Source organism: Streptomyces sp. URMC 123, assembly GCF_051386515.1.
Classification (GTDB): Bacteria; Actinomycetota; Actinomycetes; order Streptomycetales; family Streptomycetaceae; genus Streptomyces.
In genome coordinates this window covers 1-12617 of sequence record NZ_JBPQTV010000048.1, presented here as the reverse complement: position 1 = coordinate 12617, position 12617 = coordinate 1, and the positions used below count along the sequence as shown (strand labels likewise).

The 12617-nt window shown below is 68.7% G+C and carries 15 protein-coding genes; 13 read left to right on the top strand and 2 right to left on the bottom strand.

Features of this window, described 5'->3' with window-relative positions; translation table 11 throughout:
* Positions 1 to 69 precede the first annotated feature (69 nt).
* From mqnE to ACSNOD_RS09140, 6 genes are all read left to right on the top strand, one after another.
* Positions 70 to 1233, top strand: a complete 1164-nt coding sequence (mqnE, locus tag ACSNOD_RS09165) for an aminofutalosine synthase MqnE (protein ID WP_436766296.1) — start codon at positions 70 to 72, stop codon at positions 1231 to 1233.
* A 163-nt stretch (positions 1234 to 1396) separates the two neighbouring features.
* Positions 1397 to 2059 (top strand): UdgX family uracil-DNA binding protein, encoded by a 663-nt coding sequence (locus tag ACSNOD_RS09160; RefSeq protein WP_436766295.1) that lies wholly within the window; start codon positions 1397 to 1399, stop codon positions 2057 to 2059.
* A 27-nt stretch (positions 2060 to 2086) separates the two neighbouring features.
* The gene (locus ACSNOD_RS09155; RefSeq protein ID WP_436766294.1) at positions 2087 to 2614 is read left to right on the top strand and encodes an N-acetyltransferase family protein; all 528 of its coding nucleotides are present in this window, start codon (positions 2087 to 2089) and stop codon (positions 2612 to 2614) included.
* A gap of 91 nt (positions 2615 to 2705) precedes the next feature.
* Positions 2706 to 3023: a DUF4229 domain-containing protein gene (locus tag ACSNOD_RS09150; RefSeq protein WP_436766293.1), complete on the top strand. Its 318-nt coding sequence runs from the start codon at positions 2706 to 2708 to the stop codon at positions 3021 to 3023.
* Between the two features lie 459 nt (positions 3024 to 3482).
* On the top strand, positions 3483 to 4799 hold the full coding sequence (locus ACSNOD_RS09145; RefSeq protein ID WP_436766292.1) for a dicarboxylate/amino acid:cation symporter: 1317 nt from the start codon (positions 3483 to 3485) through the stop codon (positions 4797 to 4799).
* A 195-nt stretch (positions 4800 to 4994) separates the two neighbouring features.
* Positions 4995 to 5528 (top strand): NUDIX domain-containing protein, encoded by a 534-nt coding sequence (locus ACSNOD_RS09140; protein WP_436766291.1) that lies wholly within the window; start codon positions 4995 to 4997, stop codon positions 5526 to 5528.
* Between the two features lie 4 nt (positions 5529 to 5532).
* On the opposite strand, the gene ACSNOD_RS09135 is transcribed toward ACSNOD_RS09140, so the two are convergent.
* On the bottom strand, positions 5533 to 6837 hold the full coding sequence (locus ACSNOD_RS09135; RefSeq protein ID WP_436766290.1) for a hypothetical protein: 1305 nt from the start codon (positions 6835 to 6837) through the stop codon (positions 5533 to 5535).
* On the opposite strand from ACSNOD_RS09135, the gene ACSNOD_RS09130 reads away from it, so the two are divergent.
* The 3 genes from ACSNOD_RS09130 to ACSNOD_RS09120 all read left to right on the top strand — a co-directional run bounded on the left by ACSNOD_RS09130 (position 6836) and on the right by ACSNOD_RS09120 (position 8432).
* A complete protein-coding gene (locus tag ACSNOD_RS09130; protein WP_436766289.1) occupies positions 6836 to 7387 on the top strand; it encodes an ATP-binding protein in 552 nt (183 codons plus the stop codon). The genes ACSNOD_RS09135 and ACSNOD_RS09130 overlap by 2 nt on opposite strands.
* Before the next feature lie 175 nt (positions 7388 to 7562).
* A complete protein-coding gene (locus ACSNOD_RS09125; protein ID WP_436766288.1) occupies positions 7563 to 7793 on the top strand; it encodes a DUF7848 domain-containing protein in 231 nt (76 codons plus the stop codon).
* A 366-nt stretch (positions 7794 to 8159) separates the two neighbouring features.
* On the top strand, positions 8160 to 8432 hold the full coding sequence (locus ACSNOD_RS09120; RefSeq protein ID WP_436766287.1) for a hypothetical protein: 273 nt from the start codon (positions 8160 to 8162) through the stop codon (positions 8430 to 8432).
* Between the two features lie 501 nt (positions 8433 to 8933).
* On the opposite strand, the gene ACSNOD_RS09115 is transcribed toward ACSNOD_RS09120, so the two are convergent.
* Positions 8934 to 9701 carry a GntR family transcriptional regulator gene (locus ACSNOD_RS09115; protein WP_436766286.1) on the bottom strand — a complete coding sequence of 256 codons (768 nt, stop codon included), beginning with the start codon at positions 9699 to 9701 and terminating at the stop codon, positions 8934 to 8936.
* 168 nt (positions 9702 to 9869) lie between these two features.
* Between ACSNOD_RS09115 and ACSNOD_RS09110 the strand changes: the two genes are divergently transcribed.
* From ACSNOD_RS09110 to ACSNOD_RS09095, 4 genes are all read left to right on the top strand, one after another.
* Positions 9870 to 10238: an SCO3933 family regulatory protein gene (locus ACSNOD_RS09110; RefSeq protein WP_436766285.1), complete on the top strand. Its 369-nt coding sequence runs from the start codon at positions 9870 to 9872 to the stop codon at positions 10236 to 10238.
* Positions 10238 to 11548 carry an FtsK/SpoIIIE domain-containing protein gene (locus ACSNOD_RS09105; RefSeq protein ID WP_436766284.1) on the top strand — a complete coding sequence of 437 codons (1311 nt, stop codon included), beginning with the start codon at positions 10238 to 10240 and terminating at the stop codon, positions 11546 to 11548. Before ACSNOD_RS09110 ends, ACSNOD_RS09105 begins: the two co-directional genes overlap by 1 nt.
* Entirely contained in the window at positions 11535 to 11735 is a 201-nt protein-coding gene (locus tag ACSNOD_RS09100; protein ID WP_436766283.1) for a hypothetical protein, read from the top strand. The genes ACSNOD_RS09105 and ACSNOD_RS09100 overlap by 14 nt, the downstream gene beginning before the upstream one ends.
* Before the next feature lie 426 nt (positions 11736 to 12161).
* Positions 12162 to 12617: replication initiator (locus ACSNOD_RS09095; RefSeq protein WP_436766282.1), on the top strand; the 456-nt coding region annotated here is incomplete at its 3' end.

The window sequence follows — 12617 nt, the reverse complement described above, 5'->3', positions numbered from 1 at the left end:
CCTCGGGGGACGCCACGGGGGGCGTAGGCTCGGGGAGGCCCGATTGGTTGACGTATGGGAGGCGGGCGCATGGACGCGGGGCTCAAGCGCGAGCTGGAGGAGAAGGTCCACGCCGGGGAGCGACTCACCCGCGAGGACGGCATCGCCCTCTACGAATCCGACGACCTGGCCTGGCTGGGCGGCCTCGCCCACGAGGTGCGCACCCGCAAGAACGGTGACGTCGTCCACTTCAACGTCAACCGGCACCTCAACATGACCAATGTGTGCACGGCCTCGTGCGCGTACTGCTCGTTCCAGCGCAAGCCGGGCGAGAAGGACGCGTACACCATGCGCATCGAGGAGGCCGTTCGGCTCGCCAAGGCGATGGAGAACGAGAACCTCACCGAGCTCCACATCGTCAACGGCCTCCACCCCACGCTGCCCTGGCGCTACTACCCCCGGTCCCTGAAGGCTCTCAAGGAGGCCCTTCCGCAGGTCTCCCTCAAGGCCTTCACCGCCACCGAGATCCACCACTTCGAGACCATCTCCGGGCTCTCCGCCTCCGAGATCCTCGACGAGCTGATCGACGCCGGTCTCGAATCGCTCACCGGCGGCGGCGCGGAGATCTTCGACTGGGAGGTGCGGCAGCACATCGTCGACCACCGCACCCACTGGGAGGACTGGTCGCGCATCCACCGGCTCGCGCACGAGAAGGGCCTCAAGACCCCGTGCACGATGCTGTACGGGCACATCGAGGAGCCGCGCCACCGCGTGGACCACGTGCTGCGGCTGCGCGAGCTCCAGGACGAGACCGGCGGCTTCCAGGTCTTCATCCCGCTGCGCTACCAGCACGACTTCGTGGACATGAAGGACGGCAAGATCCGCAACCGGCTCCAGGCCCGGACGACGATGGCCAGCGGCGCGGAGGCGCTGAAGACCTTCGCGGTCTCGCGCCTGCTGTTCGACAACGTCCCGCACGTCAAGGTGTTCTGGGTGATGCACGGTGTCTCCACCGCGCAGCTCGCACTCCAGTACGGCGCGGACGACATGGACGGCTCGGTCGTCGAGTACAAGATCACGCATGACGCGGACAACTTCGGCACGCCGAACAAGCTGACCCGCGACGACCTGCTGGAGCTCATTCGCGACGCCGGGTTCCGCCCGGTGGAGCGCAACACGCGCTACGAGGTCATCCGGGAGTACGCCGGGCCCGACCCGGAGCGGCGGGAGTCGCCGCAGCCCATGCGGGTCTGACCTCCGGTCGGGTTCGCCGTGTCGGCCCTCGCGCCCGTGGCGCGGGGGCCGCGGTTCGTCGCGCGGGGGCCGCGCTCTCCGTTCGCCGCGCCACGGGCGGCGCCGGCCCGCGCAAACGGGGGAATCGGGTGGCGGGCCGGTTTCCCCGGGGTACCCGGGCCGTGTGACCGACCCCGCCGAGAGCTACGACGCCACCCCTTTCCTGCCCGGCCGGGCAGGCGCCTCCCTCACCGCCCTGCGCCGCGCCGCGGCGGACTGCCGGGGCTGCCCCCTCCACCGCGACGCCACCCAGACCGTGTTCGGAGCCGGGCGCGCCGACGCCCGGGTGATGCTCGTGGGGGAGCAGCCGGGCGACCAGGAGGACCGCCAGGGGCACCCGTTCGTCGGCCCGGCCGGCCACGTGCTGGACCGGGCGCTCGCCGAGGCCGGCATCGACCCGGACCTGGCCTATGTCACCAACGCCGTCAAGCACTTCAAGTTCGAGCAGGCCGCGCGCGGCAAGCGCCGCATCCACAAGGCGCCCGACCTGCGGGAGCTGACGGCCTGCAGGCCCTGGCTCGCGGCGGAGCTGCGGGCCGTCGACCCGGAGCTGATCGTGCTGCTGGGCGCCACGGCCGGCAAGGCGCTGTTCGGCTCCTCGTTCCGGGTGACCCGGCAGCGCGGTGTGCTGCTGCCCTGCCCGCCCCTGGACGGCGAGGGCGAGGAGCGCGCCGACCGGGTGGTGGCGACGATCCACCCCTCCGCCGTACTCCGCGCCGACGACCGGGAGAGCGTGTACGCGGGCCTCGTCTCGGACCTTCGTGTAGTGGCCGCAGCCCTGGACTGACCATTACTCGGTCGATAGGGTCGGGCCATGGGACTGACCTTCGACGTGGACCCCGACATCACCCCGCGGCTGCGCGACGAGGTGTGCGAGCTGTGGCTCGACGTCTCGAACGCGGGCGGCGCCGTCGGCTTCGTGCCGCCCGTGACCATGGACGAGATCCGGCCCGAGTTCGTACGGCAGCTCGTCGCGCTGGTGGAGGGCCGCAGCCGGCTGATCGTCGGCCGGGACGGCGCGGACGGGCCCGTCGTGGCGACCGCGTTCCTGAGCTCCAACAGTCACCGGCTGATGCGCCACTGGTGCTGGGTCTTCACCGTGATGGTGCACCCCTCCCTCCAGGGGCGCGGCCACGGCCGCGAGCTGATGGCCGCCGTGGAGGAGGCGGCCCGCGGCACCGAGGGCCTGCGGGGGCTGCGGCTCGGCGTGCGCGGCGGCATGGGCACCGAGCGGTTCTACGCCTCCTGCGGCTACAAGGAGGTGGGGCGGGTGCCGGACGCGATCAAGGTCGCCGAGGACGACTACCGCGACGACATCACGATGTACCTCCCGCTGGACTGAGCGCCGCTCGGCCGATCCGGTGGATTGATCGCAAAGGGGACGTGCTTCACTGGTTGCGCCCGGACCCCCGACCTCGAAGGAAGAACCCGTCGTGTCCCTCAAGACGAGCGCCACGTTCCGTTACTCCGCGATGCGCCTGGGCATCTTCGTCGGCTGCTTCCTCGCCGTCTGGGGGCTCACCTATGTCGGCGTCGTGCCGATCGGTGCCAACGACTCCAACTTCTTCTGGGTGCTGCTGCTGGCGCTGGTGCTCTCCGCGCCGCTGAGCTGGGTGCTGCTGCGCAAGCAGCGGGACGCGATGTCCGCGCAGCTCTCGGTGAAGGTCGACCGGGCCAAGGAGCGGCTGGCGGCCAGCCGCGGCCAGGAGGACGGCCGCGCGGACGACGCGACGCAGGCCGCGCAGGGCTGACGGCAGGCGCCGCGCGGGGCTGACGGCAGGCGCCGCGCGGAGCCGACGGCTCGCCCCCGAGGCAGTGGCGCCCGTGTGACGCTGGCCACACCGGGCCCCGCATCCGTACCCGCACCCCGCCCCCGAGCACCGCTCGGAGGCGGGGTGTTGGCGTTCTCGCCGGATCGCGGACCGGCCGACGGGCCCCGGAGGGCACCCGCACCCAAAGGAAACCTTTGGCCACCTCAAAGTTCAAGTGTTAACGTGTTCGGCATGACGACAGCAGCCGCGCACCGCAACGCCATGAGCACTCTGCTCGTGGCGCGCCTGCACGTCGATCTCTGCCGCTGTGTCTCCGCGGCCTGTTGCCGCGTCTGATCGACAAGTCGACCAGCAGAGGCGCCGCTGCCGTCTGATCGTGAACGGCCGCCGCACCCCGTCCCCCCTTTTTTTGCGTCGTGACCCCGCCGGAGTGTGTCCGTGTCCACCCAAACCCCCGCAAAGCCGCAGGCCAGCGGCTTCCGCATACCCAAGGTGCCGTTCTGGGCCCAGATCCTGCTGGGTCTGGTGCTCGGTGTGCTGTTCGGCTGGATCGCCCGCAGCGGCGACATCGGCTGGCTGCAGACCACGCTCTCCCAGATCGGTGACATCTTCGTCCAGCTGCTCAAGCTGGCGGTCGCCCCGCTGGTCTTCTTCGCCATCCTGGTGTCGATCACCAATCTGCGGAATGTGAACAACGCGGCCCGGCTGGCCACCCGCACCCTGCTGTGGTTCATGATCACGTCGCTGATCGCGGTCGGCATCGGCCTCGTCATCGGCCTGCTGACCAACCCCGGCTCCGGCACCGGCCTCACCCCGGCGGACGGCGCCAAGCCGAAGGCGCAGGGCTCCTGGCTGGACTTCCTCACGGGCATCATCCCCAAGGACGTCATCACCCCGTTCACCGAGCTGAACGTCCTGCAGATCGTCTTCATGGCCGCCGTCGCCGGCATCGCCGCGCTGCAGCTCGGCGACAAGGCGCAGCCGATCCTCACCTTCAGCCAGTCCGTGCTGGAGCTGCTCCAGAAGGCCCTGTGGTGGGTCATCCGGCTCGCGCCGCTCGGCACCCTCGGCCTCATCGGCAAGGCGATCTACAAGTACGGCTGGGACCTGATCGGCAAGTACGCCACGTTCACGGCCGACATCTACATCGGCTGCGCGCTGGTCCTCTTCGGCGTCTACCCGCTGCTGCTCGCCACGGTCGCCAAGCTCAACCCGGTGCACTTCTTCCGCGGTGCCTGGCCGGCCATTCAGCTCGCCTTCGTGTCCCGCTCCTCGGTCGGCACGATGCCGCTCACCCAGAAGGTCACCGAGCGCCTCGGCGTTCCGAAGGAGTACGCCTCCTTCGCGGTGCCGTTCGGCGCCACGACCAAGATGGACGGCTGCGCCGCGATCTACCCGGCAATCGCCGCGATCTTCGTCGCGGAGATCTTCGACATCCAGCTGTCGATCGGCCACTACCTGCTGATCGCCTTCGTCTCGGTGGTCGGCTCGGCCGCGACCGCGGGCCTCACCGGCGCCACGGTGATGCTCACCCTCACGCTGTCCACGCTGGGCCTGCCCCTGGAGGGCGTCGGCCTGCTGCTGGCCATCGACCCCATCATCGACATGATGCGGACGGCCACGAACGTTGCTGGCCAATCAGTATGCACGTTGATCGTGGCCGCGCGTGAGGGAATCCTGAATCACGAGAAGTACAACACTGCGGACGGCTCGCAGCTCGACGACGAGCCGCAGCCGGTGCCGGTCGCGGCGTAACACGCCGAAAGCGCCGCGCCCCCTACCTCCTTGTCGAGGGGTAGGGGGCGCCGTCGTGTCTGCGGAACGGTCATCTTCCGAGGGGCGCTGCGGGAGGCGCGGCCTGTCGCTAGCGCAGCTCGGCGATGCCGTGGGCCTCTTCTCCCCGCGCGCGCCTCTGAGATCCTAGGGGCGACGGCGAGAGGGGTTACGCGCATGCAGTGGAAGACCCACGGTGAGCGACAGATCTACACAAATCAATGGGTGAACCTGTGCCTTGTCGATGTCGAGCAGCCGGACGGGCGGCGTTGGGAGCATCACGTCGTACGGATGCGGCACCTGGCCGTCGCGGCCGTGGTCAATGATCGACGCGAGATCCTGATGATGTGGCGTCACCGTTTCATCACGGACGCCTGGGCGTGGGAGCTTCCCATGGGGCTGATCGAGGAGGGTGAGTCTCCCGAAGCAGCCGCAGCACGGGAGGTGGAGGAGGAGACCGGCTGGCGGCCGGGGCCGATGAAGCCTCTGATCTATGCCGAACCCGCGAACGGCATCACGGACTCGCAGCACTATGTATTCCGCGCGGACGGTGCCACGCATGTCGGCCCGCCGACCGAGAAGAACGAGTCGGACCGGATCGAGTGGGTTCCGCTGGAGCGGGTACGGGGCATGATCGACCGCCGCGAAATCGTGAGCAGCGGCTCTCTCGTCGGTGTGCTCTACGTGTTGATGGACGAGTCGATTCGCTGAGAGATCACCGTAGGGTTGCCCGCAGCTGGGTCTCGAATGCCACGGCTGCGGGCTCCTTGCGGAAGGGCGCCAACTGCTGGTGGAACTCTCGCAGGTGCCCACTGACCCTCTCGGACTCGACGACGGAGGCGAGTTCGAGAGAGCTGGCGGCGGTGTCACACGCCTGATCGAGATTGCCTCGCTGCAACTGGATGCGGGCGAGCCAGAAGGAGTGGAAGGCGCGTCCCCGGTGGTTGCCCCGAGGCTCGCGGCGCAGGGCTTCCTCGACGAGTGGCTCGGCGGCCTCTGCCTCCCCGAGCCGGCCGCGGGCAATACCGGTGTCCACGATGAGCTTGGTTTCATCGAAGTAGCTGACCCAGGCGGGGTCGGGGTCCTGGTCCGAGATTCGCTCGAAGCAGGTGTGCGCCTCGGCGAGAGCGGAGTGCGCTGCTGATCGGTTGCTCATGGACGCGTGGGCGAACGCTTCGCGCATGGAGAGCATGGACATGACGCGGGGGGTGGCGCCCTGGCGCCGGGCACAGTCCTGGGCGGCTGTCGAGAGGGCCACGGCGTCAGCCGGTCGTTCCTCGTAGGTTGCCTGCAAGCTCATGCAGGCAAGCACGTTGGCCATGAACGGGCGGTCGTCCACCGCCTTCGCCAAGTGGAGCGCCTCGGTGAAATACGTACGGGCCTGGCTGTACTGCCGTGCGTCGAAGTATGTCCACCCCGTGAGCCGGGCCAGCTCGGCGGCGACCCCGTACAGATTGCGCCGGTACTCGCCCTCACCTGTCTCCTTGATCAGGTCGACGACATAGCGGAGTTGTCCCACGACGGCTGGGCGGAGAACTTCGCCTCCGTGCTCGTCGTCGCGGCGCCAGTAGTCCTCGATGGAGGAGTGGAGAGCTCGCACGGTGGAGGGGCTGAGCTTGGGGCCGGCGGCGACGGCGAGAATGCTGTCCAAGTCGGCACCAGGGAGGGTGGGGACGAGCCCACTGGCCGCCGGAGCAATGTCGACGGTGGGAGCCGTAGGGTCCGCTGAAGCGGACTCCCAGTCGCGGCGGGCCAATCCGAGCATGTGTCCGGGGATGCGCAGACCATCCGAAACCCGCTCGATCACGGCCATGTCCCTGAGTTGCCGCGTTCCGGAGATCACTTCACCGACACGGCTCGCGGTCATGTCGCAGAGTCGGGCGATCAGGGAGTTGTGCATCCCGGCACGCCGCGCCAACGTAAAGATTCGCGCGAAGTCCCGCTCTCGGCACGCCTCGATCATCGCCGGGCTGGACAGCAAGTGAACCGGGAATTCGGGCCTTTGCGAAGGCTGAGACATGCGGGTGCTCCGTGTCCGGGTGACCTGCACTCTTCGTTCTGCCAGTGGTACGCCCAGTGATGTTACCCACCTTGGGTATACCACTGGGCCTTATGAGCGTTGCTCCGCAACCGCGAGGCTGACGGACATGGAGCAAACAACGGTATCCACGGAGCAGAGGACAGTGGTACGCCGCTGGCCACCACGTCCGTCCAGTGTCAGAACGGCCCGTGCCGACTTGCGGAGAACACTGGCTCGCTGGGGCCTGACAGCCTTGGAGGACAGGGCCGTCGTGGTGCTCTCCGAACTGTTCACGAACGCGGTCGTGCACGCCCACGTCCCCCAGGGCGGGCAGATCGAGACGCGTTTCCTCCGGCATCCCAACGGGGTGCGCATACAGGTCGATGACGCTGATGATCGTCGGTTTGTGATCCGCCGGCGCACCGGTGAAGGCGGTCGTGGCCTCGCTTTGGTGTCCAAGCTGTCGGACCAGTGGGGAGTGAGCCGTGTGGCCGGGGTCGGAAAGTCCGTGTGGGCGGACATCATCGCGCAGGGCGGGAGGGCCGCGTGATGCGGCTGCTGGCGTACATGCTGCGGCCCGGGGACGTAGTGCACGGCCGGGTGGTGAAGGCGGTTCGTGAGGGTCGTCGTGGGCTGGTGGTCGTGTATCAGGATGGCCCCGCCGAGACAGTGGATGCCTTGAAGCCCGTATCGGTGCGGCGATCGTCTCGTCGGGGGCGTCAGTGATGGCGCGCGCGGTTTACCGGTTCGTCGACTGGAAGCTCGAAGGGCTTCCCACTAAGGAGACGCCGAGCCACATCACCATGTGCGTGGCCTGCGGCGTGCGGTCCACGCCGTTCCTGGACGTGGAGCAGGCGGAGCTCTGGGCGCTCAAGCATGCGGGCTTGTCCCGGCACACGGCGTACGAGCACACCGTGACCTACTACTGGCGAGCCTCCATGGTGGACGGCTCGTGATGGACCGGGCGGGCGCTGTCCGGGAGCTGTAGCGCCCGTCCTCTCACCCCTTCCGCACGAGAACACCCAGGGCAGGGACTGTCCATTCCCCCTCGTCCCGGGTGCTCGCCGTCAACCGTGCGGAAGGGGCGGCGGTTGCTCCATCCGCCGCCAGCGGTCCGGTTCCTCGGTGAGCCTGACGAGGAACCGGACCGCGCCGAAACATCCGAAGAGATAGGCCGGACCACCCTCCGCCTGGCAGCTTGCAGGTGATCCGGCTGGGAGTCGCGAAGACCCCGGTGCCGATGGTACCGGGGCCCTCGTCGTGTGCCCATGCGATGTGGCCCGCAAGATCCAGTATGAGACAGAGCGATCGAAGGGGTGACCATGTCCGGGGCGGGCAACGGCGGTTACGAGATGGCGGACGCGGAGTTCGACCCGGACGCGGTGATGTGGGAGCGCGGCGTCGACTACATGAGTGGCTGGCGGGAAGCGCGGTACGCGGCCGCTGATTTGCTGGAAGCTCTTGACTCGGCAGGGGTGGACACATCAGGTGTGACCACCGCGGCGCAGACTCGGGGGGACGGTTCGGGGGTGGTCCGGTTGCTGTGGCCGGCGGCGACCGCACGGGAGGTGGCGCGCTTAATCCGGCGGGCCTGAGTTGACTCACTGTGTTGCCAGCCCTCCTTGGGGCAGCCGGATGCTAAGCCGCCACGGTGGCGCGCTGAGCGGAGCGCCCACGACGGCCCTGGCCACAGGGCGGCAGCAGCCCGCTCCCCCTCGGCCACGTCCAAGGGTGCGATCTCCTCACGCGCCCGCATCCGTGACGGCGGGAGTACGGCGCCCGGCCACATGCCGCCCAGCAGCGTTGGAGGCCGCCCGAGCGCCACCCCCGTCCCCCCGCTGCTGCCTCTTGGACGTGTACGACGGAGATAGGGGGAGCCAGCGTCTCACCTGCCATGTGAACCGCGGAGTGGTGCTGCTCCATGCCACCGGGGCTGATCGGCGGGATGCGCGAAGGTGGACTGGAGAGGGCGGCAGGGCGCTCGGCGGGACCGGCCGACAGGCCGCAGCCCGCCGGGGCGCCGCTGGCCGCCCGGCGCGCCAACGGCGCGCCCTTGAGGAAGTGAAGAAGATTTCGACCGATCCTGCTCCGGTGGTTCACGCGCGTGCGCGGGCGGGGGCTTCTGCGGTGATGTGGTAGGCGATCTGGGCGCGATCGGCGCTGACGCGAAGTTCTTCCAGGAGGAGCGGCTGGTCGTCGGCACCGTGGGTGACGCGGGTGGTGTGGAGGAGCGGTGTCGCGTCGGGGATCTCCAGCGCGGCGCGCTCGTCGGGCAAGGGCATGCGGGCGGTGACAGTCTCGGTCCAGCGGAGATGGTGGCCGGCTGTGGTGAGGATGGAGTAGATGGCGGCGGGCCGACGACCGGGCTCGTCGGCGAGCGGGGTGCCTTCGGCGGTGGTGAACGGGATGAGGACGCGGTGCATCCAACGTGCCGAGGACTTGGGGTCGACCAGGAGCCAGTCACTGCCGAAGAGCGCTTCTCCCCCGGCCAGTCCCAGCAGAGGGCCGGTGGTGGCACTGGCGGTCGTGCGGTAGACGGTCGGCTGCTCGGCGGGCAGCCAGGAGGCTTCGTCACCGGTGGTGAGCTCCTGGCCGTCGCCGTGCACGGACCGGTCAATGGTCATGGTGGGTGTGGGAAGGGCGCGAACGAAGCTGCCCTTGCCGTGCTGCACGTCGATGAGCCCTTCCGAGCGAAGGGCGGAAATGGCGTTGCGGACGGTGGGCCGGGAGACCTTGTAGCGCTCGATGAGCTGGGATTCCGAGGGGAGCGCGGCGCCGGGCGGAAACTCCCCGGCGAGGATGGCGTCCCGGATCGCGGCGGCCACCTGCTGGTAGAGCGCCCCCGGGCGCTTGATCTCCGACATATGAGGACCCTTCGTCTCAATATAGCTGCGATGACATACGAGAGACATCACTCGTCAGCATAAGTGCTTGCGCTCAAGGCCAACAGGGCTCCACACTCATAACTCGTCAGCACGAGTGACGTCATCCCGTGCAGGGGTGGCGTTCTGAGTGGCCTTGGAGGCCCGACCATGCAGTCCATCCCTGTGGACACATCCCGCCTCGGCGTACTGCGGTGCGCTGTGGCCCCTGAGCCGAAGATGACCGGCCTGGACGACAACAAGGAGGTGAAACGTGACCGGGACGGCAACACGATCTACACCGTCGGGGTCATGGTGCGTCAGGAAGGTCGCCGGGTCTCGGTGATCGAAGTCGCCGTCCCCGGCGAGCCCAAGGGCATCACCGAGGGTACCGAGGTGCGGTTGACCGAACTGGAGGCGTTCGCCTGGGCCATGGGCGACCGTCACGGCATCGCCTTCCGGGCGGCGGCCGTAACCCCCGCATCGTCCGCCGCCCCTGTGGCCGCGAGCGCCCCGGCAAGCAAGACGGGCGGTGCCTGATGGGGCCGGTCATCCTTGCCTTTCTCCTCGCCGTTCTCGCTTGGGTGATCGTCGCCGGCGCGCACCTGCGGCAGCGGCACCCGGTGTGGTTCTGGTACCTCACCGGCTTCCCCCTCACCGCGTTACGTGTCGTGCGGACTTGGCGGAAGGTCGCGATCCTCAATGACCTCGCGGTCTCCCCGCGACCTTCCCGCGGACTGCTCGGTGACTTGGTTGTCAAGGGTGATGCGCTCCGCCCGGTCGCACCACGCATCTCCTTCCCACGAGCGACCCGTACTGGCCTCAGCCTGGTCGTGCGGCTGCATCCGGGGCAGACGCCAGCACCGTTCATCAAGGCGGCGGATGCCCTGGCACACGCCTGGCGGGTGCACGCGGTCCGCGTGACCTCACCCGAACGCGGTCTCGTTCTCGTGGCCGCTACAGCTCGCGACCCGCTCCTACACCCCGGCCTTGCCACTGTCAGCCCCACTCTTCTGTCGGCGCTGATGGGGATCTGTGAAGGTGGCGGGGCGTGGGTGATGGACCTGCGAAAGGTGCCCCACTGGCTGGTCGTGGGCGCTACTCAGTCCGGGAAGTCCACCCTGCTTGCCCGCCTGGTGGTGCAGTTCGCTCCCCAGCCCGTGGCCCTGGTGGGCATCGACTGCAAGGGCGGAATGGAGCTGGGTCTGTTCAGCCGACGGTTGTCGGCACTGGCCACATCCCGCCGTGAAGCCGTCGCCGTCCTGCATGCGCTCGTGATCCGAATGCGGAGGCGCATGGAGGTGTGCCGCACGGAGAACGTCCGGTCCATCTGGGAGTTGCCGGACAAGTTCCGGCCGGTCCCCATCGTGGTCCTGGTCGATGAGCTCGCTGAGCTCTACCTCTCTGACGGCACCAGGGACAGCAAGACCGAGGCGGAGAAGTGCTCGACGCTCCTGCTGCGGATCGCGCAGCTCGGTGCGGCTCTGGGCATCCACCTTGTGGTCGCCGGGCAACGCGTCGGCTCTGACTTGGGCCCCGGCGTGACTTCCCTGCGCGCACAGCTCGCCGGCCGGATCTGTCACCGGGTCAACGATCCCGCCACTGCCGAGATGGCCTTGGGCGATCTCAACAAGGACGCGGTGGCCGTCGCTCAGTCGATCACGCCGGACGAAAAGGGCGTGGCCGTGTGCATCGGCACAGACGGTGGCTGGGACCGGGCCCGCTCGCACCTGACCACGGTCGAAGAAGCGCGCAAGATCGCTGCCACCTACGGCCACCTCACGCCCGAACTTCTCGACCTGTGTCAGTCCCTCTACGACCTGGAGGTGGGGCGCGATGGAAGTCAATGAGGGGTCCGTGCTCCTGCTCGCCCTGGTCTTCGGCGCGATCACTGTCCTGCTCGTCCGCTCCCGCGATGTGCGCTGGTGGGAAGCCGTACTGATCACCGTCTTCGGCATCTACATCGGACAGACCCCGGTGATCTTCACTGTCAACGGTCTCCTGAACTGGTTCCTCTCCGGCTTCACCCGCACCTAGCCCAGGGAGAACACAACCCATGCCCATGCGCCCCGTGCGCTGCCCCGTCTGCAAGGGCGACCGCTACCGCCGTACCCGCACAGGTCACCGACGCCGATGTCGCTGCTGCCGTGGAACCGGCACCATCCGCTGAACCTGGGTCGCGAACTTCAAAGATCGCCCAGGGGATGGGGAGGCCGCCGCGGTGCCTGGGGCATTGGCCCACCGATACGCCGCCGACAGGCCGCCGACATCGGCACTTACGAGGCCCTGAAGCGCCTTCGAGCCCTTCCGCGATCGGCTACCGAGTCAGCCTCACGCGGCTCCGTTCCCCCTGCCCGGCCCCATTCCGAAAGGCCCACCTATGGACGACACCCCCTGCCCACCATTCCTCCACTGCGCCGCTCCGGCGGCTCACTCCGGAAGGTCACCACCATTCCCGCCGACATGACCCCGGAGGGCGTTCGGCGCGCCGCGCTCGATTCCGCGGCGCGCCTGCGCACCCTCCCTGATGCCGACCGCGACGTCATCCGCCTTGCCAACCAAGCTGGCTTTCCTCGCCTGCTGGAACAGATCACCGCCACCGGCGGCTGTGCCCGCCCCGTGCACCTGTCCGGCCAGACCACCACCCGCAATGCGGCGACTGGCGAGATCCTCCACCACTACGACACTCGCAGCGAACCCGGTGAGCGCCTGCTGGTCCGTTGCCGTAACCGCCGCGCAAGCGTCTGTGCTGCCTGCTCACGGCTCCATGCCGGGGACACCTTCCACCTTGTCCGTGCCGGCCTCACCGGCGGCAAGACCGTCCCCGACAACGTTCGCGAACACCCTCGCGTCTTCCTGACCCTCACCGCCCCCTCCTTCGGGCCCGTCCACCGCGCCACCCTCGCCCCCGACCGTTGC